Source organism: Thioalkalivibrio nitratireducens DSM 14787 (assembly GCF_000321415.2).
Taxonomy (GTDB): Bacteria; Pseudomonadota; Gammaproteobacteria; order Ectothiorhodospirales; family Ectothiorhodospiraceae; genus Thioalkalivibrio; species Thioalkalivibrio nitratireducens.
In genome coordinates, this window is the sequence record NC_019902.2 from 1,575,767 (window position 1) to 1,599,679 (window position 23,913).

The 23,913-nt window shown below is 67.5% G+C and carries 22 protein-coding genes; 17 read left to right on the forward strand and 5 right to left on the reverse strand.

Translation table 11 applies throughout. The annotated features are described in order from the left end of the window. Position 1: 1 nt before the first annotated feature. The 6 genes from TVNIR_RS07450 (at position 2) to TVNIR_RS07475 (ending at position 5,281) form a co-directional block, all read left to right on the forward strand. The gene (locus TVNIR_RS07450; RefSeq protein WP_015258380.1) at positions 2–1,309 is read left to right on the forward strand and encodes an aminodeoxychorismate synthase component I; all 1,308 of its coding nucleotides are present in this window, start codon (positions 2–4) and stop codon (positions 1,307–1,309) included. After that, complete coding sequence (locus tag TVNIR_RS07455) at positions 1,306–2,127, forward strand: aminotransferase class IV (protein WP_015258381.1); 822 nt, start codon at positions 1,306–1,308, stop codon at positions 2,125–2,127. The genes TVNIR_RS07450 and TVNIR_RS07455 overlap by 4 nt, the downstream gene beginning before the upstream one ends. Further along, entirely contained in the window at positions 2,114–3,142 is a 1,029-nt protein-coding gene (gene mltG, locus TVNIR_RS07460; RefSeq protein ID WP_015258382.1) for an endolytic transglycosylase MltG, read from the forward strand. Before TVNIR_RS07455 ends, mltG begins: the two co-directional genes overlap by 14 nt. Continuing rightward, positions 3,139–3,780, forward strand: a complete 642-nt coding sequence (tmk, locus tag TVNIR_RS07465; protein ID WP_015258383.1) for a dTMP kinase — start codon at positions 3,139–3,141, stop codon at positions 3,778–3,780. The genes mltG and tmk overlap by 4 nt, the downstream gene beginning before the upstream one ends. A gap of 6 nt (positions 3,781–3,786) precedes the next feature. Beyond that, entirely contained in the window at positions 3,787–4,797 is a 1,011-nt protein-coding gene (locus tag TVNIR_RS07470) for a DNA polymerase III subunit delta' (protein WP_015258384.1), read from the forward strand. Positions 4,798–4,933: 136 nt separating this feature from the next. Further along, positions 4,934–5,281 (forward strand): PilZ domain-containing protein, encoded by a 348-nt coding sequence (locus tag TVNIR_RS07475; protein ID WP_015258385.1) that lies wholly within the window; start codon positions 4,934–4,936, stop codon positions 5,279–5,281. Between the two features lie 102 nt (positions 5,282–5,383). On the opposite strand, the gene TVNIR_RS07480 is transcribed toward TVNIR_RS07475, so the two are convergent. Then, positions 5,384–6,496: an aminotransferase class V-fold PLP-dependent enzyme gene (locus TVNIR_RS07480; protein ID WP_015258386.1), complete on the reverse strand. Its 1,113-nt coding sequence runs from the start codon at positions 6,494–6,496 to the stop codon at positions 5,384–5,386. A 246-nt stretch (positions 6,497–6,742) separates the two neighbouring features. On the opposite strand from TVNIR_RS07480, the gene TVNIR_RS07485 reads away from it, so the two are divergent. From TVNIR_RS07485 to TVNIR_RS07535, 11 genes are all read left to right on the forward strand, one after another. After that, the gene (locus tag TVNIR_RS07485) at positions 6,743–8,107 is read left to right on the forward strand and encodes a KamA family radical SAM protein (protein ID WP_015258387.1); all 1,365 of its coding nucleotides are present in this window, start codon (positions 6,743–6,745) and stop codon (positions 8,105–8,107) included. A 107-nt stretch (positions 8,108–8,214) separates the two neighbouring features. Next, positions 8,215–9,477 (forward strand): quaternary amine ABC transporter ATP-binding protein, encoded by a 1,263-nt coding sequence (locus TVNIR_RS07490; protein WP_015258388.1) that lies wholly within the window; start codon positions 8,215–8,217, stop codon positions 9,475–9,477. Further along, positions 9,474–10,328 carry an ABC transporter permease gene (locus TVNIR_RS07495; protein ID WP_015258389.1) on the forward strand — a complete coding sequence of 285 codons (855 nt, stop codon included), beginning with the start codon at positions 9,474–9,476 and terminating at the stop codon, positions 10,326–10,328. The genes TVNIR_RS07490 and TVNIR_RS07495 overlap by 4 nt, the downstream gene beginning before the upstream one ends. 20 nt (positions 10,329–10,348) lie before the next feature. Then, positions 10,349–11,203, forward strand: coding sequence for a glycine betaine ABC transporter substrate-binding protein (locus TVNIR_RS07500; protein WP_015258390.1), 855 nt, complete (start codon positions 10,349–10,351; stop codon positions 11,201–11,203). A 132-nt stretch (positions 11,204–11,335) separates the two neighbouring features. Further along, positions 11,336–12,694: an adenosylmethionine--8-amino-7-oxononanoate transaminase gene (locus TVNIR_RS07505; protein ID WP_015258391.1), complete on the forward strand. Its 1,359-nt coding sequence runs from the start codon at positions 11,336–11,338 to the stop codon at positions 12,692–12,694. Positions 12,695–13,014: 320 nt separating this feature from the next. Beyond that, complete coding sequence (locus TVNIR_RS07510) at positions 13,015–14,061, forward strand: AAA family ATPase (RefSeq protein WP_043739500.1); 1,047 nt, start codon at positions 13,015–13,017, stop codon at positions 14,059–14,061. Positions 14,062–14,077: 16 nt separating this feature from the next. Next, a complete protein-coding gene (locus TVNIR_RS07515; RefSeq protein ID WP_015258394.1) occupies positions 14,078–15,337 on the forward strand; it encodes a vWA domain-containing protein in 1,260 nt (419 codons plus the stop codon). Positions 15,338–15,340: 3 nt separating this feature from the next. Beyond that, positions 15,341–16,471: a hypothetical protein gene (locus TVNIR_RS07520; protein ID WP_015258395.1), complete on the forward strand. Its 1,131-nt coding sequence runs from the start codon at positions 15,341–15,343 to the stop codon at positions 16,469–16,471. A gap of 180 nt (positions 16,472–16,651) precedes the next feature. Next, positions 16,652–17,134 (forward strand): rhodanese-like domain-containing protein, encoded by a 483-nt coding sequence (locus TVNIR_RS07525; protein ID WP_015258396.1) that lies wholly within the window; start codon positions 16,652–16,654, stop codon positions 17,132–17,134. 252 nt (positions 17,135–17,386) lie between these two features. Then, positions 17,387–18,055, forward strand: a complete 669-nt coding sequence (locus TVNIR_RS07530; protein WP_015258397.1) for a DsbA family protein — start codon at positions 17,387–17,389, stop codon at positions 18,053–18,055. 9 nt (positions 18,056–18,064) lie between these two features. Next, positions 18,065–18,724 carry a hypothetical protein gene (locus tag TVNIR_RS07535; protein ID WP_157092218.1) on the forward strand — a complete coding sequence of 220 codons (660 nt, stop codon included), beginning with the start codon at positions 18,065–18,067 and terminating at the stop codon, positions 18,722–18,724. A 417-nt stretch (positions 18,725–19,141) separates the two neighbouring features. On the opposite strand, the gene TVNIR_RS07540 is transcribed toward TVNIR_RS07535, so the two are convergent. From TVNIR_RS07540 to TVNIR_RS07555, 4 genes are all read right to left on the reverse strand, one after another. Continuing rightward, a complete protein-coding gene (locus TVNIR_RS07540) occupies positions 19,142–19,891 on the reverse strand; it encodes an S-methyl-5'-thioinosine phosphorylase (RefSeq protein ID WP_015258399.1) in 750 nt (249 codons plus the stop codon). Positions 19,892–20,058: 167 nt separating this feature from the next. Next, positions 20,059–20,610: a hypoxanthine-guanine phosphoribosyltransferase gene (locus TVNIR_RS07545; RefSeq protein ID WP_043740362.1), complete on the reverse strand. Its 552-nt coding sequence runs from the start codon at positions 20,608–20,610 to the stop codon at positions 20,059–20,061. A 52-nt stretch (positions 20,611–20,662) separates the two neighbouring features. Further along, the gene (locus TVNIR_RS07550; protein WP_006747528.1) at positions 20,663–21,031 is read right to left on the reverse strand and encodes a DsrE family protein; all 369 of its coding nucleotides are present in this window, start codon (positions 21,029–21,031) and stop codon (positions 20,663–20,665) included. 384 nt (positions 21,032–21,415) lie between these two features. Next, entirely contained in the window at positions 21,416–23,896 is a 2,481-nt protein-coding gene (locus tag TVNIR_RS07555) for a heavy metal translocating P-type ATPase (protein ID WP_043739502.1), read from the reverse strand. Between the last annotated feature and the right edge of the window lie 17 nt (positions 23,897–23,913).

Consider the following 23,913-nt stretch of genomic DNA (forward strand, 5'->3'; position numbering starts at 1 on the left):
CGTGTCCGTCCGGCCGCTCGCGACGGGCGCGGATCTCCTGGCGCTGGCCCGCAGTCATCCCCGGCGTTATCCGCATCTGCTCGATACCGCGCTGATCGGGCAGGCGCCCGCGCGCTTCTCGATCCTGTTCGCGTTCCCCGGCGCGACCCTGACCGGCGACGCGGTGCTCGAGGGCCTCGCGCGGCTGGGCCCGTTCGACGAGATGCGCAGGCCGCAGCCCGCCCCCGGGCTTCCGTTCGCGGGCGGTTGGTTCGTCTACCTTGGGTATGAACTGGCCTGGTCGATCGAACCGTCGCTGGGCGCCTGCACGCCCGATCCCTGGCTGCCCAGTGCGGTGCTGACCCGTTTCCCGGCAGCGCTGATCCTGGACCATTGGCAGCGCCGGAGCTACTTCGTCGACGAGGACGACGATCCACAGCGCTGGGAGCAGGTGCGTTCCGACCTGGCGGACCTGCGCGACCGGAGCCCTGCGGAACTGCCCCCGCTGCAGGTCGACGAGGACGATCCGGAACAGTATCGGCGGGCGGTGCGGCGTGCCCTGCGCTACATTCGGGATGGTGACTGCTTCCAGGCCAACCTGTCCCGCGAATGGCGGATCCGATCGCCCACGCCATGGGATACCGCGGATCTGTACGAGCGGCTTCGGCGGGCCAACCCGGCGCCCTTCGCCGCGTGGCTGCGCCTCCCCGGGGCCGAGATCCTCAGTTCGTCGCCGGAGCGCCTGGTCGGGGTGCGGCACGGCGTGGCGGAAGCCCGTCCCATCGCCGGCACCCGCCGCAGGGATGCCGACGCGACGAAGGACGATGCGCTGTCGAATGATCTCAAGGTCAATCGCAAGGAAATCGCGGAGCACGTGATGCTGGTGGATCTCGAGAGGAATGATCTCGGACGGGTCGCGGTTCCGGGCAGCGTGCGCGTGCCGGAGTTCATGACCATCGAGAGCTACCGGCGGGTTCACCACATCGTGTCGTCGGTTCAGGGGCGGTTGCGGCCGGGATCGACTCCGGCCGATCTGGTGCGGGCCTGCTTTCCCGGTGGCACCATCACCGGCTGTCCGAAAATCCGCAGTATGCAGATCATCCGGGAACTCGAGCAGGGAGCGCCGCGGGGAGCGTATACCGGGTCCTGTGGGTACATCAGCCGGCACGGATGGATGGATACCAATATCCTGATCCGCACGCTGGTGGTGCGGGGCCATGCACTGCGTTTCCGCACCGGAGCCGGAATCGTCGCCGATTCCGATCCCGAGGCGGAACTGCAGGAAACGCGGCACAAGGCCCAGGGTTTGCTGGACGCACTGACATCATGACGATTCTGGTCAACGGCGAGGAGGGGAACCGGATCGACGCCCGGGACCGGGGACTGCAGTTCGGTGACGGCGTGTTCGAGACCCTGCGTCTGCACGGTGGCGTGCCTCAGTTGTGGAGTCGGCACTGGGAACGCCTCTGCCTCGGGCTCGATCGGCTCGGAATTCCGCGAGTGCCGGAGCGTGCCTGCCTGGACGACCTGTCCCGGGTCGCCGCGGCTCCCCTGAGCTTGGCCAAGCTGATCGTCACGCGCGGGGTGGGTCCCCGCGGCTACGCGGTGCCGGCCCGGGTCCACCCGACCCGGATCGTGATCGGGGGTGACGCACTGTCCGGTGAACATGACCGGCCATGGCTGCATATCGGCGTCTGCGGGACGCGGACGGGCCACAACCCGCTGCCCGGGTGCAAACACCTGAACCGGATCGAGAATATCCTGGCGCGCATGGAGTGGGGCCCCGACTGGGACGAAGGCGTGATGCTGGACCGAAACGACCACGTCGTCTCCGGAACCCAGGGGAATCTGCTACTGCTCGAAGGGCGAACGCTGGTTGCCCCGACGGTGCAGGAGTTCGGGATCGCCGGTACCCGCCGCGCGTGGGTGATGGAACGGGCTGCGCGTGCAGGCCTGCAGGTGCACGAGGCGCGGGTCGGCCTGCGCCGCGCGCGGGATGCCGACGCCGTGTTCCTCAGCAACAGCCGGATCGGCCTGCGGCCGGCCCGCTGGGTCGGGGATCATGCTACCCTCGCGGATCCGGCCGACGGGTCGGAATCGATGGCGCTGATGCTCGAGATTGGACACGAACTCAATGAGATGGCTTAGCCTCTTCACGCTTTTTCTGCTGATTGCCGCGACGCTGGCCGGGGCACATCTGGTCACGCTTTATCACCAGCAGATGACGGCACCGCTCGATCTGGAGCAGGCCGAGGTTCTGCTGGTGGAGCCCGGCCAGGGCTTTCGCCAGATCGTCGGCGAGATGGAGGCCCGTGGCTGGGTCCGGTATCCCTGGATGGTCGAGATCCATGCGCGCCGGGCAGGGGTCGCGGACCGGCTCCAGGCGGGCGAATACGAGATCCTTCCCGGGCTGACGGTGACGGCGGTGCTCGACCGGATGGTGCGCGGCCAGGTCATCCGGCATCGGCTGACGGTTCCCGAGGGGTGGACCGCACGGCAGTTCTTCGACGCTGTTCAAGGCCACCCGGCACTGCGGCCGTTGCCGGAGGGGACCGATCTGGGCGCGCTGATGGCCGATCTGGGTCGGCCGGGCCAGCATCCGGAAGGCTGGTTTCTTCCCGACACGTACCTGTTCAGCCGCGACACCCCGGGGCAGCAGATCCTCCGGCAGGCGCACGAAGGTCTGACCCAGGTGCTGGATCAGGCTTGGCAAAACCGCATGGAGGATCATCCGGTCGAGTCGCCCTACGAACTGCTGATCCTGGCGTCGATCATCGAAAAAGAGACCGGGCAGCCCCAGGAGCGCGGCCTGGTGGCCGGCGTGTTCGTGAACCGCCTGCGCCAGGGCATGCGCCTGCAGACGGACCCGACCCTGCTCTATGCGCTGGAACCGGGGGAGACCCGGCTCACCCGCGCCGAGTTGCGGCGGGACCATCCGTATAACACCTACACCCGCGACGGCCTTCCACCCACTCCGATCGCGCTGCCGGGGAAGGCCTCGATCCTGGCCGCCGCACGGCCGACCGAGACCGACGCCCGGTTCTTCGTGTCGCGCAACGACGGCACCCATGAGTTCTCGCAGACCTACGCCGAACATCGCGCGGCGGTCATCCGGTACCAGCTCGGCGGTGACGCCAGCCGCTATGGCGGGGGGCAACGGTGAGTCGCCGTTCCGGCGGGTTCGTGGTGCTGGAGGGGATCGAGGGCGCTGGCAAGTCGACCCAGCTCGAGCGCCTCGGGCGGCGACTGGCCGCCGCAGGGGCGGAGGTTGTCCGCACCCGCGAACCCGGGGGCACCGGGGCCGGCGAGCGGATCCGGGAGCTCCTGCTGGATCCGGCCCTCGGCGATATCGCGGCCGAAACGGAACTGCTGCTGATCTTCGCCGCGCGCGCGGAACACCTGCACCGAGTCATCCGCCCGGCATTGCAACGGGGGGCCTGGGTGCTCAGCGACCGTTTCACGGACGCGAGCTTCGCCTACCAGGGGGCAGGCCGCAGGCTCGGCATGGAGCGGGTCGAAGTGCTCGAGGCCTGGCTACAGGGGGGGCTGCGGCCGGACCTGGTGCTGGTCTTCGACGTCCCCGTGCGGGTCGGGCTGGAACGAGCGCTTGCGCGCGGCAAGCGGGATCGGATCGAGGGTGAGGACGTGGCCTTCTTCGAGCGGGCCCGCGAGGCCTACCGCACGCGCGCGGGTCGCGATGCCGATCGGTACCGTCTGATCGACGGCACCCCGGACCCGGAGACGGTGGAACGGGCGGTAGAACGGATCTGGAACGACTGGCTGGCGGACCGGTCCGGCTAGCGCGCGATGGATCCGGAGCGCCCATCGAATAATGGTTCCGGCGCGGCGTTCCCGCCCTGGCTAAAGGCCCCGCTCGGGCACCTGGCCGCGTGGACCCGGGGCGGGCGGCTGGCGTCGGGACTGCTGCTGGTCGGGCCCGAGGGAGTGGGCAAGGGTCTGCTCGCGCGCACCTTCCTGCAATGGGTGGCATGCACGGAATCCGCCGACACGAATCAGCCCTGCGGGGCCTGCAATGGCTGCCGGAGTTTCCTGGGTGGGAGCCATCCCGAAATCCTCGAGATCGTCCCGGAGGCACCGGGCAAGGAGATCCTCGTGGATGCAGTGCGGGAGGTGATCGACTTCCTGTCGCTCAGCCATGCCGGGCCGGCCAGGGTGGTGCTGATCTCCTCGGCGGAAAGCATGAACGCGAATGCCGCGAATGCCCTGCTGAAGACGCTCGAGGAGCCGCCGGCCGGCGCGACGCTGTTGCTGACCGCGACCCGCCCGGCACGCCTGCCGCCGACGATCCGCAGCCGCTGCCAGCCGCTCCGGATTCCCCACCCCGAGCACCGGCGGATGGTTGAATGGCTGAATGCGGGGGACAACGCGGAGCTCGCGGTCGACGAGGCACTTGCGGCCAGCATGAACCGACCGATGGCGGCTCGCGATCTGCTGCAGGATCCGGAGGCGATCGAGCGGTGGCAGCGCGATCGCGACGCGCTGAATGCGCTGCTGGAGAGCCGGTCACCGTTTCCGGTGATCGACCGCTTCACCGCCTGTGAGCCGGGTTCGCTGGTTCCACGCCTGCAGTGCCTGTTGGTGTCGGCCCAGCGCTGGCTGGTCACCGAGGAAGCGGATGCCTTCGGCCGTCTGTTCGACCCCGCCCAGCTGGCCGCGTTCGCGCAGGCGCACGGCCTGCGTGGTCTGGCGCGCCTGCTGCAGAGTTCACAGCGATGGCACCGGGAGATGGCGGCCGCCCTGAATCCGCAGCTGCGCTGCGAGGAGATCGTGCTCGCCTTGCATGGCCGCACGGCCTGAGCGCCCGATGCGCATGTTGGCGAGCCGGGTAAAAAACGATGATAATGGCGTTATTTCCTCCCGCTTCGGAGCAATGGCGAGTGGCGCCAGGCACCTGTACAGTGTTTGAAGCCCGGATCCGGTGGAGTGCTGCGGCATGAGCACACCGACCGGGGGCCGGATTCTGACGCTCGCAATACGCGACAAGTCGGCGCTGTTTGCGGCCTACATGCCATTCCTGACCAATGGCGGTCTGTTCATTCCAACGGACAAGTCGTTCCGGCTCGGTGACGAGATCTTCGTGCTTCTGAGTCTGCTGGATGAACCCGAGCGCATCCCGGTTCCCTGCCAGGTCGTCTGGATCACGCCGGCGCGTGCCCAGGGCAACCGCGTGCGCGGCATCGGTGTGCAGTTCAGCAGCAGCGACAAGGGTGCGACCCGGCGCCTGATCGAGACCCACCTCGGCGGTATGCTCCAGTCGACGGGGCGCACGCACACGCTCTAGCGACTCGCTAGCGATTGGGCCAGGCGAGACGTTCGCATCACCCGATCGCGGCGCCAGCCGCACACCGTATCCCTACCGCTCACACGGCCACGCGGCCGCGGCTCAGCAGTGGTCGGCCACCCGTGCCAAGGCCTCGTCGAGCGCCGTGGGGGACAGGTAGAAATGCGGCGAGAAACGGATTCCGCCGCCCCGTTGCGCGCAGAGCACACCCATTTCCTGCAGATGCTGGAACAGGAGCTCCGCGCTTCCGTGTGCGGGGAAGAACGTCAGGATGCCCGCATGCCGGTCGACCGGGGTCAGCACCCGGCAACCGAGGACCGTGAGTCCCTCGTACAGGTGCTGCCAATGCGCGTCGATCTGCTGCGCAATGCGCTCGAGCCCGGTGTCCAGCAGCAGCGACAAGCTGGCGTGCACGGCGTGGATCCCAAGCAGATTCGGACTGCCGGGTTCAAAGCGTCTCGCACCCGCTGCGGGTGTCAGCTCGTAGGTGATGAAGTCGCCCGAATCCGCCAACATGTGCCACCCGAATTCCTGCAACCGCAGATGGTCCCGGATCTCCGGCCGCACGTAGAATAGCGCGATCCCCTCCGGTGCCAGCAGCCACTTGTGGGCGTCGGCCATCACGAAATCTGCATGCACGGCGTGGGCATCGAAGGGCAACGCACCCAGGTGCTGGATCGCGTCGACGCAGAACAGGATGTCGCGGCGCCGCAGATCCGTGCCCAGGCGCTCGATGTCCAGGCGCAAACCGCTGGCGAACTGCACCGCGCTGCAGGAAAGCAGCGCGGTATTGCGGTCACACGCCGCCAGCAACGCCACTTCGGGGCTTGGGTGGCTGTCCAGTGCAACCTCGCGCACCTCGAGCCCGAACCGCTCCGCGGCCATCAGCCAGACGATCCGGTTAGACGGGAACTCGCCCTTCGGGATCACGACATTCGCGTGCCGCGGCCAGTCCAGCCCGAAAGCGACCATCGACAGGGCCTCCGAGGTGTTCTTCACGAACGCGATGTCGTCGGCCGCCGTGGCACCGATCAGGCGCCGGCCCAGCTCCCGGGCTTGCTGCTGGACTTTCATCCAGGAGGCGTACTTCTGCGAACCCTGGACGAGATTCTCGTGCGCGAACGCGCTGACCGCGTCGGCCGTGCGCCGGGGCCAGGGGCCCACGGCCGCGTGGTTCAGATGGATGATGTCCTGATGGGGGAATTCGGGGTGCATCGGCGTCTCCGCGTGTGTCCGGGCCAAGCCTGTCAGATTTCCGGCGCCCGTCAAGCCCGTCGGGCTGGCGAGCCGGGGTTGCCCTGGGTGCCTCGGCTTGCTAGTGTGCTTCGTCTGTTCTCGCAAAACAGTTTTGCGACCAAACGCCGTGCCCGCCCGCTCGGGGCCAGGTATGCGCTCCGGCCCGGACGCTGCTCATGGCGTAGGTGTCCCGCCTTCATCACGTCTTTCTGAAGGAGGAACTGAATGAACTCAGTTCTCAAGTTCTTTCGCGACCCCGACCTCGGGACCATCGAGACGCGCGGTTTCAAGGTGTTCAACGAGCGCACCCTCGACCGTATCGATGCGATCCGGCATCTGCCCGAGGAGATACAGTTCGACATGCGGGTGGTCGCGAGCGTACTCCCGTTCCGGGTGAACGAGTACGTGATCGACGAACTGATCGACTGGTCGCGGGTTCCGGAAGACCCGATCTTCCAGCTGACCTTTCCCCAGCGCGAAATGCTGGCCCCCGAGGCGTTCGAACGCATGGCCGAACTGCACCGCCAGGGCGCCGACCGCGCGCAGATCTCGGCACTGGCCTGGCAGCTGCGAGAGGATCTGAACCCGCACCCGGCCGGACAGTTGGAGCTCAACCGCCCGCGGGATCCCGAAGGGTCCGTGATCGACGGTCTGCAGCACAAGTACCGGGAAACCGTGCTGTTCTTCCCCAGCCAGGGCCAGACCTGCCACAGCTACTGCACCTTCTGTTTCCGCTGGGCGCAGTTCGTCGGCGACAAGGGACTGCGCATCGCGTCCAACCAAGTCGAGCAGCTGCTCGGATACCTGCGGGCGCACCGCAACGTCTCCGATCTGTTGATCACGGGCGGCGACCCGATGGTAATGAAGACCCGAAACCTCGCCCAGTACCTCGAACCGCTGCTGGCGCCCGAATACGATCACGTGCAGTCGGTTCGCATCGGCACCAAGGCCCTGACCTTCTGGCCCTACCGGTTCGTGACCGACAATGACGCCGACGACCTGCTCCGGATCCTGGAACGGATGGTGGATGCGGGCAAGAATGTCGCGATCATGGCGCATTACAACCACTGGCAGGAACTGGATACTCCGATCGCCCGCGCCGCGATCCGGCGTCTGCGCGAGACCGGGGCGACCCTGCGTGCACAGGGGCCGCTGCTCGCGAACATCAACGACGATTCGGCGGTCTGGGCGCGCCTCTGGCGCGAACAGGTGAAGCTGGGGATCCACCCGTATTACATGTTCGTGGAACGGGACACCGGCGCACGCCGTTACTTCGAGGTGCCGCTGGCGCGGGCCTGGGAGATCTACCGGGACGCGATGCAGTCCGTTTCCGGGCTGGCACGCACCGCCCGGGGGCCGTCGATGAGTGCCGGTCCGGGCAAGGTCGAGGTCCAGGGCGTGACCGAGATCCACGGCGAGAAGGTCTTCGTGCTCCGCTTCGTGCAGGGGCGCAACCCGGACTGGGTGCAACGGCCATTTTTCGCGCGTTTCGATCCGCACGCGACCTGGCTGGACCAGCTGCGACCGGCCTTCGGCGAGTCCCGGTTCTTCTTCGAGGACGAATTCGGATCGATGAAACCGGCCGCCTGAATCGAACCGGGTGCCCGTGCGGTCATTCGGGAGCGTGACTGCGGGCAACCCGCCGGCCGTGGCACACGGGTTTTGCCGGCACTGCCGGCTGGAGGGAGACGGTCATCATGCCGAAGATCCGCATCCGTGATCTGACCAAGATCTTCGGGGAACCCGCGGGCCCGGCGCTGGAGCTGCTGGAACAGGGGTTCGCCCGCAAGGAGATCCTCGCGCGCACCGGTCTGACCCTCGGCATCGCGAACGTCTCGTTCGATGTCGACGAGGGCGAGATTGTGGTGGTGATGGGCCTGAGCGGCTGCGGCAAGTCCACGCTGATCCGCTGCATCAACCGGCTGATCGAACCGACCGCGGGTTCGGTGGAGATCGATGGGCGCGATATCGCGCGGCTGAGCGATTCCGAGGTGCTGGAACTGCGCCGCAGCAAGTTCGGCATGGTCTTCCAGAATTTCGCGCTGTTCCCGCACAAGACGATCATCGATAACGTGGCGTTCGGCCTGGACGTGCAGGGGGCGACACCGGCAGAACGCGAATCCCGGGCGCAGGCATCGCTGGAGCAAGTCGGTCTGGACGGTTGGGAGCATGCCTATCCCGACCAGCTGTCCGGTGGGATGCAGCAGCGCGTCGGTCTTGCGCGCGCGCTGGCGGTGGATCCGGACATCCTGCTGATGGATGAGGCGTTCAGTGCGCTCGACCCGCTGATCCGGCGGGACATGCAACAGGAGCTGATCGCATTGCAGGCCCGCGTGCGCAAAACCATCGTGTTCATCACCCACGATCTCGACGAGGCGCTGAAGCTCGGTGACCGGATCGTGCTGATGAAGGACGGATACGTGGTCCAGATCGGAACCCCGGAGGAGATTCTCGAATCGCCGGCGAACCGCTACGTCGAGCGTTTCGTCGAGGATGTCGATAAGTCCCAGGTGCTGACGGCCGCAACGGTGATGCGCGATGCCGGCGTGCTCGCCTTCCTGCACGAAGGGCCCCGCGCAGTACTGCACAACATGGAGCGGGCCAGCTACTCGAGCCTGCTGGTCCTGAACCGCGACAAGACCCTGGCCGGATACGTGCTTGCGGAGGACGCCGCCAGCGCGATCCAGCGGGGCGACCGCGACATCTCCGGCATCCTGCGCACCGACGGCCCCCGCGTCGGGCCCGGCGAGCCGCTGACGGAACTGATCAACCTGCTGGTGGATACGCGCATCCCGGTGTCGGTGGTCGATCCGGACAACGGCCGCCTGCTGGGAACGGTGGTGCGGAGCAACGTGCTCGCGGCACTGGCCGACAGCCGGGGCAACGGCAATGGCAGTGGGCCGCCAGCGGAAGCGGGATCCGAAGCAGGCGGGACCATCGACGAGGCACCGGCCGCATGAGCCAGGAATTTCCGTTCGTGGGCAAGTTTCCGCTGGCCCGCTACATCGACCAGGGCCTGGACTGGCTGACCGATCAGTTCGCGTTCATCACGCGTGCGATCAGTACCGTGCTGGGCAACGGAGTGGAACTGGTCGTCGGCGTGCTGACCTTCCCATCGCCCTGGATCGTGATCGCAGTGTTCGCGGCACTGGCCTGGTATGTCGCCGGGCGCCGGGTCGGTATCGGCACCGCAGCCGGGCTGCTGTTCCTGTGGAACCTCCAGCTGTGGCACGCGACGATGGAGACATTGACGCTGGTGATGTTCGCGACCGCGGTTGCCGTGGCCATCGCGATGCCGATCGGGATCCTGGGCGGGCTGTCGGAGCGCTTCCACCGCGCGATCATGCCGGTGCTGGACTTTATGCAGACCATGCCGGCGTTCGTCTACCTGATTCCGGCCATCCCGTTTTTCGGCCTTGGCCAGGTGTCGGCGATGTTCGCCACCGTGATCTTCTCGATGCCCCCGGCGATCCGCCTGACCACGCTCGGTATCCGGCAGGTGCCGCGGGAACTGGTCGAGGCGGCCGACGCCTTTGGTGCGACCCGGCGCCAGAAGCTATTCAAGGTGCAGTTGCCACTCGCGGTCCCCACGATCATGGCGGGGATCAACCAGACCATCATGCTGGCCCTGTCGATGGTCGTGATCGCGGCGATGATCGGCGCGGGCGGCCTCGGCGGCGAAGTCTGGCGCGCGATCCAGCGCCTGCAGCCGGGCGCCGGATTCGAGGCGGGCATTGCGATCGTGATCGTCGCGATGATCCTGGACCGGGTGACCCAGCGGATCGGGCAGAAACGCAAGACCCACTCATGACGCACGCAAGGAGACAACCGATGCGATTGAACCGAAGAACGAGCCTGGTGGCCATTGGCGGCCTGACCCTGGCGCTGGTCCTGGGCGCCTGTGCACCGCGCGATCGCGCGGAAACCATCGACCTGGTCTACGTGGAGTGGGCCAGCGAGGTCGCAAGCACCAACGTGATCCGGGTCGTGCTGGAGGAAGCCGGCTACGACGTGAACATGACCTCGGTCAGCGCTGCAGCGATGTGGCAGTCCACCGCGTCCGGGGACCAGGACGCCTTCGTCGCCGCGTGGCTGCCGACCACTCATGGCCACTACCTCGAGCAGGTGGCCGAGCGGGTCGAGGATCTCGGCCCGAACCTTGAAGGCACGCGCATCGGCCTGGTCGTGCCCGCGTATGTCGAGATCGATTCGATCGAGGAACTCAACGAGCACGCCGACCGCTTCGATGGCCGCATCATCGGGATCGATCCCGGTGCCGGGATCATGAGCACGACCGAGACGGCGATCGAGGAGTATGGGTTGGCCCTGTCGCTGGTGGAGGGCTCGGATGCCACGATGACCGGAGTGCTGCGCGATGCGGTCCGCAACCAGGACTGGGTTGTGGTCACCGGCTGGACTCCGCACTGGAAAGAAGGCCGTTGGGAGCTGAAGTACCTCGACGATCCGAAAGGCATCTACGGCGGCGAGGAGGCGATTCACACGATCGTGCGCGCCGGTCTCAGGGACGACATGCCAGAGGCCTACGCGATCCTCGACCGCTTCCACTGGACTCCGACCCAGATGGCGGAACTGATGGTGATGAACGAGGAGGGCGGCGATCCCTATGACAACGCGCGCGAGTGGCTCGACGCGAACCCGGAAATGCTGGAGCGCTGGCTGAACTGATCGTCGCCGGTCGCGGCCCTGCAACGGGGCCGCGATGCTTCCCCGCGCGGGACCGTCGGTGGCCGAGGCCCCGGCGATGTCCCTGCCGGCGCGACCTGCCGCCGGGGCGCGCCGGGTTGCTACACTGTGCCCATGGATTCCCGCACGCTGAAACGCCGCGACCTGGCGGCCCTCTGGCACCCCTGCACGCAGATGAAGGATTACGGCGAGGAGGGCAGCCTCCCGCTGCTGGCGATTCGTCGCGGCGAGGGGGTCTGGCTGGAGGACTTCGACGGCAGGCGCTACCTGGATGCGATCAGCTCCTGGTGGGTCAACCTGTTCGGACACGCGAACCCGGTCATCAACGCGGCAATCCGCGACCAGCTCGACGAACTGGAACACGTGATCCTGGCCGGCTGCACCCACGAACCGGTGGTCCAGCTCTCGGAGCGCCTGATCGAGAAGACTCCGGAACCCCTGACGCGCTGCTTTTTCGCCGACAATGGCAGCGCGGCGGTCGAAGTGGCGCTGAAAATGAGCTTCCATTACTGGAAGAACCGCGGACACCCGGAGAAGCAGCGCTTCATCTGCCTGAGCAACAGCTACCACGGCGAGACGCTGGGCGCGCTGGCCGTGGGCGCGGTGGAACTGTACCGATCGACCTACGCGCCGCTGATGATGCCGGTGATCACCGTACCGGCACCCGACTGCTTCGAGCGTGAGGCGGGCGAAACCTGCGCAGACGTGGCGCGGCGCCAGTTCGCGCATATGGAACGGGCGTTGGCCGAGCACGCCGACGAGACCTGCGCGGTGATCGTCGAGCCGCTGGTGCAGTGCGCGGGCGGCATGCGCATGCACGACCCCGAGTATCTGCGGCTGCTGCGCGCGGCCTGTGACCGCTACGACGTGCACCTGATCGCCGACGAGATCGCGGTCGGCTTCGGGCGCACCGGAACGATGTTCGCCTGCGAACAGGGGCCGATCAGCCCCGATTTCCTGTGCCTGTCCAAGGGGCTGACCGGAGGCTACCTGCCGCTCGCGGTGGTGCTGACGACCGACGAGGTCTACGACGCCTTCTACGACGACTACGAGCGGCTCAATGCGTTCCTGCACTCGCACTCATACACGGGCAACCCGTTGGCCTGCCGTGCAGCGCTGGCGACGCTGGACATCTTCGACCGCGAGCCGGTGCTGGAACGCAACCGGGAGCTGGCCCGACACATGGGCGAAGCACTGGCGCCGCTGCGCGAACATCCTCACGTCGCCGAGGTGCGCCAGACCGGCATGATCGCGGCGGTCGAACTGGTGCAGGACAAGTCGGCGCGCACGCCTTTTCCCTGGCAGGAACGCCGCGGGCTGCACATCTATCGCCACGGCCTCACCCGCGGCGCTCTGCTGAGGCCGCTGGGCAACGTCAGCTACCTGATGCCGCCGTACGTGATCACCCCGGAGCAGATCGACTTCCTGGTCGAAGTGATGCGCGAGGGCATCGAACGGGCAGTGCGCAGCTGACGGTCACCACGCGGGTGGCCTTTGCGCCACCCCTGGGGCGCGCGTTCCGCCCGCCGCGAATAAACCGCCGCATGTAGGTGCAGTGGAAATCACCTGGCGAACCCCGTAGTCTGCGTCGCTGGCTGGCGCCTGCTCACGGTTTCCGAAGGGGGCGGGTTGTCCGGCATCGATCCCAGCTGCCCCGCTGATGCTGAGCCGTACCGGCTGCGGGCGGGCAGGGGCGGAACGCGCACCGGACCGGCCGGGGCGTCCGCTGCAGCACCGGGTTCGCCGGAGCAGGGCGGATCCCGGCGACGACCACGAGACCGACTGGAGGAGCGATGCGACCCGCGCATTTGCTGCAAGTGCTTGACCGCGAATTTGCCAGCACCGTGGAGGGACACCATACCCCGGTGATGCTCTGGGGCCCGCCCGGAGTGGGGAAGTCACAGATGATCGCGGAGGTCGCGACCCGTAACGAAGTGCCGCTGATCGATATCCGCCTGTCGCAGATGGAGCCCTCGGACCTGCGCGGGATCCCGTTCAAGAGCGGCGACCTGGTCGAATGGGCGGTGCCGTCGATGCTGCCGGACGCCGACCGGCAGGGTCCGTCCGGCGTCCTGTTCCTGGACGAAATCACCTCGGCGCCGCCGAGCGTGTCGGCCGCTGCCTACCAGCTGATCCTGGACCGCCGGCTCGGCGCCTATGAGGTGCCGCCGGGCTGGGCAATCTTTGCCGCGGGCAACCGCCAGGGCGACCGCGGGGTGACCTATACCATGCCGGCGCCGCTGGCGAACCGGTTCTCCCATTTTGAAGTCGAGCTGAACGTCGACGACTGGGCGGCCTGGGCCTACACGCGCGGGATCGACGACCGGATCATCGCCTTCATCCGCTTCCGCCCGGACCTGCTGTTCGAGTTCGACCCGGCGCACAACCCGGTGGCATTCCCGTCACCGCGCTCCTGGGAGTTTGCGCACCGGGCACTGCAGAAGTTCGAGGCGCATCCCGAACTGCTCAGCGGCTCGCTGCAGGCCTGCGTGGGGCAGGCGGCCGGAATCGAACTCAACGCATTCATCGCCCATCTCGACCAGATGCCCGACCTGGACGCGATCGTGCGCGGCGAGTCCGTGGACGCGCCGCGCACGATCGACTTGCAGTACGCGGTCGCGGCGGCGCTGGTCGGCCGGGCGATCCGCGCCCGGGGAACCGCGTCGTCGGTCGAGGTGCAGGGGAACATCCTGAACTACGCCAGCACTTTCCCGCAGCGCGAGATGGGCATCATGATGGTGACCGACATGCACCGGGCACTGGGCGACGATCTGTTCTCGGTGCCGCAGTTCGCCGAGTGGTCGGAACGGGTCGCCGACCTGATGCTCTACGAGGCGTGAACGAACAGGGCGCGCGGTGGTGCTGAAACTGGACGTCGAGACCAAGCTGGCAGCGGCGCGTACGCGGCTGATTATCGACAAGCCATTTCTGGGTGCGCTGGTGCTGCGTCTGCCGCTGCAGCCTGCGCGGCCGGACTGGTGCAAGACCACGACCACCGATGCCCGGAAGCTCTTCTACAACGTCGAGTATATCGAGCACCTGTCGCTGGCCGAGACCCAGTTCGTGCTGGCCCAGGAGGCGCTGCATTGTGCGCTGCTGCACTTCGCGCGCCGGGGACACCGGGTCAAGCACCTGTGGGATCTCGCCTGCGACTTCGCGATCAACCCGATCCTGATCCACGATGGCCTGACCGCGCCGCCGGGCGCGCTGTACAGCCATGAATACGAGGGCATGACTGCCGAGGAGATCTATCCGTTCCTGGTCGACAACGAGAACGACTCGAGCAACGAGGAGACCCTCCACGACAGGCCCGAGGAACAGCAAAGCGGCAAGGGCGAGCAGCCGCCGCCGGAACAGCAGCAGGACGAGGATCAGGGCAAAACGCAGCGACCGCAGACCGAGACCGACGAGCAGGCCCAGCCTCAGGACGGCGTCGACGAGGATCGCGAGGGGGCCCACGAGCCGCCGCCGCTGAGCGCGCAGGAGCGCGAGACGCTCGAAGTCCAGTGGAAACAGCGCCTCGCCGGGGCCGCGCAGCAGGCGATGCAGGCTGGAAAACTCAGCGGCGAACTCGCGCGGCTGGTCGACTACGTGTTGGAGCCCAGGCTGCCCTGGCGTATGCTGCTCGCGCACTACATGACCGCGCAGGCGCGTGATGACTACAGTTATACCCGGCCCTCGTCGCGCCGGGGCGAGCCCGCGATCTTCCCCAGCCTGCGCAGCCACCAGCTCGAGGTGGTCGTCGCGGTCGACACCAGCGGGTCGATCACCGGCGAGGAGATCGCCGAGTTCGTCTCCGAGATCGACGCGATCAAGGGCCAGATCCGGGCCCGCGTGGTACTGCAGGCTTGCGACGAGCGCCTCTGCCCGGATGGGCCATGGACCTTCGAGGCGTGGGAGACGCTCGAGGTGCCGGCATCGTTCACGGGCGGCGGCGGCACCGACTTCAAGCCGGTGTTCGAGTGGGCCGACCGGCTCGACCGGGCGCCGGATCTTCTGGTCTACTTCACCGATGCCGAGGGTTCGTTTCCGCGGACGCCGCCACATTACCCGGTGATCTGGCTGGTCAAGGGCAAGGCCTCGGTGCCCTGGGGCCAGCGCGTCCAGCTGAACTGAGCCATGCTGACGCCGGAAGACAGTCTGCGCCTGAACGTCCTGCTCAAGCAGGATCTGCGTGCGCTGCGCATCGACGAGGGCAAGATGACGGTGCACGCGCTGACCGGGCGCGGCGAGGCGCGCATCGTGCTGAACCCAAACTGCCCGGACGACAAATACCTGCGCCAGGTACGCGAGGTGATCTCGAGCGCGGTACTGGGTGTGCCACACGGGTACCCAGCCTACCTGAAACGCTGGACGCGCAGGGTAGGGCACGCGCGTACCGAGAGCCTGGAGGGCCTGCTCAAGCTGGGTGAACCGGAAGCGCTGGCGGCCGTGGTGCATGCGAGCGGGCTGACCGACGAACTCGCCAGCCGCGCGTGGTGGCTGCTGCAGTCGTCGGACCATGCCCGGGCGATGCTGCGGCGCGAGGCGGTCGTCAACGGCAGCATGGGGCGCGTGCTCGCCGATTTCCTGGTGGAATTTCTCGCCTACGAGGAACAGCCGGCGCAGATGGTGGAATCCGTACGCCTGGTGCTCCAGCCGGGGCTGATCGACGAGCCGGTGCGCCTCGACCTGTGGAAGAAGGGACAGCGCAAGACCGCCTACCGGGTCGGGTTCCTGAAGACCACCCCCGATACGCTGCCGCACGACCGGGTGCCACACCCGCGCCACGGTGACCTCGCCCCGGTGCTCGCGGTCGCGGCCGGGCAGGGCAACGAGTTTGCGGCCCAGTTGCTGCGCAGCCTCGACGCTCCCGGCCAGGCCTACCTCGATACGGTGCGGCTCGCGTTGTCGAAATGCTCAGACCAGGGCGTGGTCGTACACCTGTTCGAGGCGATCGAGAATTACTTCGCCCCGGTCCGGCCCAGTGCGGCCGGACACCGCAGCATGGAGTATCTGATCGACGACGCCACCCGGATGGACGCCTGTGTCGCCGACCCGGAACGCTGCCGGCAGTTCCGGGAGTTGCGCAGCGCACTGCCCTCCGGGGACCAGCCGCTGCTCGAGAGCCTGCTGGTGATGGGACTGGTCGGCGAGCCGTTGCTGGCGCCGATCTTTGGCAACACCGATGCCGTGGGTTCGGGGCTGCGCATGGCGCTGGATCCGGTCACGCGTGGCCTGTTTCCGCACCTGGACCGCCTGTGTCCCTGACCGCAATGGTGCACTGGACGTTCTTGCGCGCGCGAGCCTCGGCGAGCGCGAAAGAGACCGGCATCGGACAGCATACACGCAGTCCCGGGCAGTCGTGGTAGGGCACTGCAAGCCCTCGCCCGCGAGCGGCCCAGCGGCGCCGGCTGCGACTCACGACCTTCGTAACACGGGAATCATGCGATGAAGAAGTACATGGATCTGGTCAACGACTGCTGCCGAAATGTGCCGGAGTTGATGCCGTGGGATCTCGACGAGAAACTTTCGGCCGAACCCGACACGCTGGTGGTCGATGTCCGCGAGCCCTACGAGTTTGACGCGATGCACATCGAGGGGTCGCTCAACGTGCCGCGCGGGATCATCGAGTCGGCTTGCGAGTGGGATTACGAGGAGACCGTGCCGGAACTGGTTCGGGCCCGCGACCGCGATGTCGTGCTCGTTTGCCGTTCCGGCAACCGCAGCCTGCTGGCCGGGGCGAACCTGAAACTGCTGGGCTACGAGAAGGTATTCAGCCTGAAGACCGGGCTGCGGGGGTGGAAGGACTATGAGCAGCCGCTGGTCGACCGCGAGGGGAACCCGGTCGACCTGGACGAGGCCGACGAATACTTCATGCCCCGGCTGCGTCCGGAGCAGCAGCGCCCGGCCGATGAGCCGGAGCCGCGATAACGATCATGCCGATCCGCGCCATCACCCCTGGACACAGTGGTCCGTGTGGCTTCCGTGGCTGCATTGTCACGCTGCCGGCCGCGCGCCCCGATGGGTGCTGCAGGGCAGGGCGCGGCCGGCCGCGGGTGGCGTGGTTGCCGGCGCCGAATGCCGCCGCGGGCCCGCGGGCAACGGTCCGCCTTTCCACCAGCGGCCGGTAATGGCCGCCGATTCGTGGTACACCTGTGACCTGGACAGGAGAACGCAGTCGCGATGAAACCATTCTCTGACAAGCCCGTGCTCTATTACGTGCACGACCCGATGTGCAGCTGGTGCTGGGCGATGGCACCGGTGCTGGGGCAACTCCTGCGACGGCTGCCCCCGGAGATCGAGGTCCGCCGCCTGCTCGGAGGGCTGGCACCGGACACGAACGAGCCGATGCCCGAGGAACTCCGCGAGATGGTGCAGTCCTCGTGGCGCCGAATCCAGCAGCACGTACCGAACACGAAACTCAACTTCGCGTTCTGGACAGAGTGCATTCCGCGGCGCGCCACCTACGCCGCCTGCCGAGCAGTGATCGCGGCCCGGAGCCAGGGGGGTACGTGGGAGGCTCCGATGAACACCGCGATTCAGCGCGCGTACTACACCCAGGCGCGCAACCCGTCGGACGAGGCGACACTGATCGCACTGGCCGGAGAGATCGGCCTGGAGGTGGCGCAGTTTCGCGAAGCGCTGCAATCGGAATCGGTGCAGCAGGAACTGGAAGCCGAGATCGCGCTGGCGCGGGAAATGGACGTCGAGAGCTTCCCGGCCCTGGTGTTTCAGGACGCGCGCGGGTATCGGCCCATCCCGATCGATTACCGGGATCCGGAGCCGATGCTGCAGGCGATCGCTACTGCCATGCGGAAGGCTGAGGCCCAGGCCGGAGCCCGCGCAACCTGAGGACGATCGATGAACCTGTGGCTGCGAGCGCCGAATGCCGGGTCCGATGCCAGAAGAGCGGCGGTGTCCAGGCCACGCCGAATTCTCGAAGTCACCTTAATTATATCGGTCATCATTCTGATACAAGGCTGTGCTGCAACACCCGTTACGCCGCCAAAGGACGTGGTCGATCCCCGTGCGGTGTTCCTTCTGGACCACGGCCGGCATACCAGCCTGGTGGTGGCCACGCCGGCCGGCTCGATGGTTCGTTATGCGTACGGGGACTGGCGGTTCTATGCCGATCAGGACATGACACTCGGATCGGCGCTGGCGGCACTGTTCCTCAGGACACCGGCGACGCTGGCACGCCGGGAGTTGCGGGGACCGCCGGAGGCACCAGCGTTGCTGGCGCAGATGCGGGTGGGCGTCCAGGCGGTGTACCCGCTGGTGGTCTCCGGTGCCGATGCCGACCGCTTCCGCGATGAACTCGATACGCTGCATGCGCGCGAACCTGAACGGCACCAGTACGTGGCGGTGTACGATCTCGTGTTCGCGCCGCACCCGGAGCCGTACACCTGGCGGAACAACTCGAACACCCGGGTGGCCCGGTGGCTGCGCGCGCTCGGGGCGGAGGTGCGCGGGCCGGCTCTGCTGTCGCGCTGGAAACTGCTCGAGCCGCTGGCGCAGTAACGCATGGCCAGGCGCTGATGCGCCTGTATCGACGCACCAACCGCCTCGAAGAGGCGCTCGTCCCGTCCGTCGAATCGCCCACACGCCGCGCCGTGGGGTCCAATGCCGATACCGATGGCACGCATGGCTTCAACCGCACAGGTGCATGTATCGGTGGCATGCACCCGATGCATCGCGGTGGAACGCACTCGAGCGCCGAACCGACGAGAGCACACGCGATATTCCGCCGGGAGATACTGAACGCGGCCATGGGAAGCGCTCGAAGGTCGGCCCCCGGCGTCCCGGAAATCACTTCGCATAATGTATATTATGTTAAATCTGGATTATCACGAAACCTCCTCTTCCAGCTTGCGGAGCTTCCGTGATAATCAGGTGTCGAATGGGGTGGCCTCCTCTGGCGGCAGGTATCGGACCCGTTCAGAGCTGGCCGATCACCTCGGGGAGCAGCTGCTTGACTCGCGCCATCCCGATTTCGAGGTTGCGCGCGATGTCATCCATCGTGATCAGGCCTTTCGAACGGCCCGCAGCCCAGTTTGCGACCACCGCGCAACATGCATAGCGCAGCTCCAGTTCCCGCGCCAGGGCCGTCTCCGGCATACCGGTCATGCCCACCAGGTCGCAGCCGTCGCGTTCCAGGCGGTCGATCTCGGCGGCGGTCTCAAGGCGGGGCCCCTGGGTCGCCGCGTACGTGCCCTGCTCCACCGCCCCGAGGCCGAGCTCCCGCGACGCCGCAATCAGGGTCTCACGGAGCTCCTGGCTGTAGGGGTACGTCATGTCGACATGGGTCACGCCCTCCATCCCGTCACCCTCGAAAAAAGTGTGAAAGCGCGACCATGTGTAGTCGATGATCTGGTCGGGCATCGCGATCACACCGGGTGCCATCTCCACGGTAATGCCGCCAACCGCGGCGATCGCGAGCACGGTTTCCACGCCGGCATTCCGGAGCGCCCAGAGGTTGGCCCGGTAATTCACCTGGTGTGGCGGAATCGTGTGCTGAGCCCCGTGACGAGGCAGGAAGATCACCTCGTGACCGTGGTACTGGCCGTAGGTCAGTGGCCCGGAAGGCTCACCGTAGGGGGTGTGCATCACCTCGCGGCGGGTGATTTCGAGATCCCTGAGCCGGGTTAGCCCCGTGCCGCCGATGATCGCCAGACGTGCGTCGCTCATGCGCTTTCCTCTCGGGGCGTGCGCCCCGGCCTATGGAACGATGATGCCCGGGTTGCGCCGCCGTCGGCCGGGACCGGGGGTGGTGACCGGCGGGCCTGCCGTACGCTGCCCGGCATCAGGCGCGGGGCATCGCAACGATCGGCGACGACGCTGCCTCCTTCGGGTACTCAGGCTCCCCGCACCGCGAACACCCCGGGTGCATTGCGCAGGTAGTCATGGTAGTCCATGCCGTAGCCGAACAGGTATCGGTTCGGTGCCTGCAATGCCGCATGGTCTGCGATGATGTGCGGATCCCGTTTCGGGTTCGCCTTGTCGACCAGCACGACGCTGACGACCTGCTCGGCCCCTTCGTTCAGGCAATGCCTCCGGATCTCGTCGAGCGTGACACCTTCGTCCAGGATGTCATCGACCAACACGACCGTGCGACCGGATATCGGTGTCTGCGGTTGTGCCAGCCAGTGGAGCTGCGGCCCGCCGCGGGTCTTGCCCCGGTACCGGGTCGCGTGCAGGTAGTCGAGGTGCATCGGGAACGACCAGCGGGAAAGCAGGCCGCCCAGCAGCACCACGCAGCCGGTCATCACGCCGAGGACCAGCGGATTGCGCTCGGAAAGCACCTCGGCCGTGCTGGCAGCCAGGCGGTCGATCGCGGTCTCCACCGCGTCGCGGCTGTGCAGGCAGTCGGCCTCGCGCAGGACGCGCCTGGCTTCGTCCGGAGAAATCAACGGAGTCTTCGTTCCCCCGGCCCCTCGCACGCGGCCGGGGGGTTGGGATTCAGTAGGTGAAGGTGACGGTGTCGTCGTCCATCGCCTCGGAGATCACGTAGGCCCCGCCCACGGTCTCCTCGATCTCCGGGATCAGGTCGTCACCCCAGAGGTCCAGCGTCGGGGTGCAGACCTTGAAGGTGACGCCGGCCTCTGCGGCATCCTTGATGAAGTCGTACACCGACTTCGAGCTGCCCTCCTGCACGTACAGGTTCTCGGCGACGCCCTTTTTCGCGAGTTCGCCGGCGCGGCCGGTCAACACGACCTCGACCTCGTATTCCATGGCCGCGGCGACGGTAGCCTGGAAGAACGGGGCACCGAGCTCCGAACCGTTGCGGGGATCGGTGTTGACCATCACGATGAGCAGTTTGTCGGCCATGAAGACTCTCCAGAAGTGAAGGTAGGCATTGTACGGGAAGACACCCTCGCAGGGTGCACCCGGCGCGCCAAGGGTTGCACGATTGTAATGCGTCCACCGCGCACCGGTTCTGGAACCCGTACCGGGCTTGCGGCAACCGGCGGCAGTTTCGACTCTGGCAGCCTTCGGCGCTGCGGGTATTGATGGAAATCATGTTCCCGACCGGTGCGGTGTTCCCGGCTCCAGAAGGGCACCAGCACTGCTGCAAATCGGCACGCCGGGGCCGACACGCCGCTTGTGCGAGACCCACCGGCCCCCAGAACCCCCAAGGTTCTGCCGCCAGACACAACCATCACGCGGGGCAGTACCGCCCGCGGCGCACCGGAGACGTACCAAACCCGCGCTTCACGCCGGTGTGGGTGGCCGGAAGCGCTTCAGGCGCAGCGCATTGGTCACCACGCTGACACTCGAGAAGGCCATCGCCAGCGCCGCGAACATCGGCGACAGCAGCAGGCCGATGAACGGGTATAGGATCCCGGCCGCGACCGGCAGCAGGGTCGTGTTGTAGACGAAAGCCCAGAACAGGTTCTGCCGGATGTTGCGCAGCGTCGCCCGCGACAGCGCGATCGCGTTTGCGATCCCGAGCAGGTTGTCCGACATCAGCACAACGTCGGCCGACTCCATCGCCACGTCGGTGCCCGAACCGATCGCGATTCCGACCTCCGCCTGTGCCAGCGCAGGCGCATCGTTGATCCCGTCGCCGACGAATGCGACCCGTCGCCCACCCTGCTGCAGCTCCTGCAGCGCTTGCACCTTGCCGTCCGGCAGAACCTCGGCCACCACCCGGTCGATGTCGAGCTCGCGGGCGATCGCGTCGGCGGTGCCCCGGTGGTCGCCGGTGATCATGACCACCTCAAGGCCCTGTGCGTGCAGGCGCGCGACCGCGCTGCGCGCGCTCGCTTTCAGCGGGTCGGCGACTGCGAGCACGGCCGCGGCGTGTCCGTCAACGGCGACGAACAGGGGGGTTGCCGCACTCGCGGTGATCCGGGGGAGCGCGTCGGCAAGGCGCCGGGTATCGATGCCCTCCCCGGCCAGCAGGCGCGCCGAGCCGACCAGCACCGGGTGTCCTTCGACCTCGGCGCGGGCACCCTGCCCGACCTCTGCCGCGAACCCCTGCGCCGCAGCTGCCCGCAGACCCCGGTGTTCGGCCGCGCGCACGATCGCCCGCGCGATCGGGTGTTCGGAATGGGTCTCCACCGCGGCGGCAAGGCGCAGGATTTCGTCCGCGTCGAAACCGTCGGCGGTCTCGATGCCCATCAGCTCCGGCCGCCCCTCGGTCAGCGTGCCGGTTTTGTCCAGCGCGATCACTTCGACCGCTCGCAACGCCTGCAGTGCATCACCGCCGCGGAACAGCACGCCGATCTCCGCCCCCTTGCCGGTGCCGACCATGATCGACGTCGGTGTGGCGAGGCCCATCGCACAGGGGCAGGCGATGATCAGCACCGCCACTGCGTTCACCAGCGCGAGCGTCAGCGCCGGTGCCGGTCCGAACACGAGCCAGACTCCGAAGGTCAGCACGGCGATCGCGATCACCGCCGGCACGAAATAGCGCGTGACCCGGTCGACCAGCGCCTGGATCGGCAGCTTGGATCCCTGGGCGGCCTCGACCATGCGGATGATCTGCGCCAGCACGGTATCGCTGCCGACGCGCGTGGCGGTGAACGTCAGGCTTCCCTGCCCGTTCACCGTGCCGCCAACGACCGGCGCCCCGGATTCCTTCAGCACCGGCAGCGGTTCTCCGGTGATCATCGATTCATCGACCCAGGAACTGCCCTCGACGACCTCCCCGTCGACCGGCAGCCGTTCTCCCGGGCGGACCAGCACCCGATCACCCGGCCGCAGCTGCGCCACGTCGATCTCCACGATTTCGCCGGCACGGTGCACGCGCGCGGTGCGCGGACGCAGGCCCGCCAGCCTGCGGATCGCCTCGGAGGTCGCGCCCCGGGCCCTGGCCTCGAGGAATCGCCCGAGCAGCACCAGGGTGATGATCACCGCCGAGGCCTCGTAGTACACGTGCACCGTCCCCTCGGGAAGCCACCCCGGCAGGAAGGTCGCGACCACCGAGTACCCGTAGGCGGCCGAGGTTCCGAGCATCACCAGCGAGTTCATGTCGGGTGCAGCCTGGATCAGCGCCGGCCAGCCCTTGCGATAGAAACGCAGGCCCGGACCAAACTGCACCCCGGAGGCCAACACGAAGAACAGCAGGTACACGTTCCCGGTGCCCAGGGCATCGTGCACCGCATGCTGCAGTGCAGGAATCAGGTGCCCACCCATGTCGATCACGAAGATCGGCAGCGTCAGTGCTGCCGCCAGCGTCAGGCTGCGCTTCAGCGAGCGGTGTTCCGCGGCCCGCGCGGAGCGCTCCCGGTCGACCGGGTCCGGACCCGCCTCCGGCAGGCTGGCGTCGTAGCCGGCCGCGTCCACCGCTGCAAGCAGGTCGGCCGGAGCCACGAGGGCCGGCAGATACCGTACCCGGGCGGTCTCCGCGGCGAGATTCACGTCCGCCTCGAGCACTCCCGGCAGCGCGCGCAACGCGTCCTCGACCCGCCCGACGCACGACGCGCAGCTCATGCCGCCCACCACGAGGCGGATCTCTTCGCTCCCGGGGTCGTAGCCGGCGGCAGCGACGGCCGCAACGACCGCCTGCGGGCTGGCGGTGCCGAGATCGACGCTTGCCTGTCCGGTGGCCAGGTTGACGCTGGCACCCTGTACCCCGGGAACGGCACGAATCGCATCCTCGACCCGCGCCACACAGGACGCACAACTCATCCCGCCGACCGGGAGTTCCAGTCGGACCGGGGGGTGATCGGCGGAGCGGCGGCCCATGTCTCAGCGCCGCTCCC

Bases quoted from the DNA above. Each gene is read 5' to 3' on its own strand.
- TVNIR_RS07510 (WP_043739500.1), top strand. From the start codon at position 13,015: ATGCGACCCGCGCATTTGCTGCAAGTGCTTGACCGCGAATTTGCCAGC.
- TVNIR_RS07500 (WP_015258390.1), top strand. From the start codon at position 10,349: ATGCGATTGAACCGAAGAACGAGCCTGGTGGCCATTGGCGGCCTGACC.
- TVNIR_RS07540 (WP_015258399.1), bottom strand. From the start codon at position 19,891: ATGAGCGACGCACGTCTGGCGATCATCGGCGGCACGGGGCTAACCCGG.
- mltG (WP_015258382.1), top strand. From the start codon at position 2,114: ATGAGATGGCTTAGCCTCTTCACGCTTTTTCTGCTGATTGCCGCGACG.
- TVNIR_RS07550 (WP_006747528.1), bottom strand. From the start codon at position 21,031: ATGGCCGACAAACTGCTCATCGTGATGGTCAACACCGATCCCCGCAAC.
- TVNIR_RS07490 (WP_015258388.1), top strand. From the start codon at position 8,215: ATGCCGAAGATCCGCATCCGTGATCTGACCAAGATCTTCGGGGAACCC.
- TVNIR_RS07505 (WP_015258391.1), top strand. From the start codon at position 11,336: ATGGATTCCCGCACGCTGAAACGCCGCGACCTGGCGGCCCTCTGGCAC.
- TVNIR_RS07475 (WP_015258385.1), top strand. From the start codon at position 4,934: ATGAGCACACCGACCGGGGGCCGGATTCTGACGCTCGCAATACGCGAC.
- TVNIR_RS07530 (WP_015258397.1), top strand. From the start codon at position 17,387: ATGAAACCATTCTCTGACAAGCCCGTGCTCTATTACGTGCACGACCCG.
- TVNIR_RS07525 (WP_015258396.1), top strand. From the start codon at position 16,652: ATGAAGAAGTACATGGATCTGGTCAACGACTGCTGCCGAAATGTGCCG.
- TVNIR_RS07495 (WP_015258389.1), top strand. From the start codon at position 9,474: ATGAGCCAGGAATTTCCGTTCGTGGGCAAGTTTCCGCTGGCCCGCTAC.
- TVNIR_RS07455 (WP_015258381.1), top strand. From the start codon at position 1,306: ATGACGATTCTGGTCAACGGCGAGGAGGGGAACCGGATCGACGCCCGG.
- TVNIR_RS07470 (WP_015258384.1), top strand. From the start codon at position 3,787: ATGGATCCGGAGCGCCCATCGAATAATGGTTCCGGCGCGGCGTTCCCG.
- TVNIR_RS07555 (WP_043739502.1), bottom strand. From the start codon at position 23,896: ATGGGCCGCCGCTCCGCCGATCACCCCCCGGTCCGACTGGAACTCCCG.
- TVNIR_RS07520 (WP_015258395.1), top strand. From the start codon at position 15,341: ATGCTGACGCCGGAAGACAGTCTGCGCCTGAACGTCCTGCTCAAGCAG.
- TVNIR_RS07535 (WP_157092218.1), top strand. From the start codon at position 18,065: ATGAACCTGTGGCTGCGAGCGCCGAATGCCGGGTCCGATGCCAGAAGA.
- TVNIR_RS07485 (WP_015258387.1), top strand. From the start codon at position 6,743: ATGAACTCAGTTCTCAAGTTCTTTCGCGACCCCGACCTCGGGACCATC.
- TVNIR_RS07480 (WP_015258386.1), bottom strand. From the start codon at position 6,496: ATGCACCCCGAATTCCCCCATCAGGACATCATCCATCTGAACCACGCG.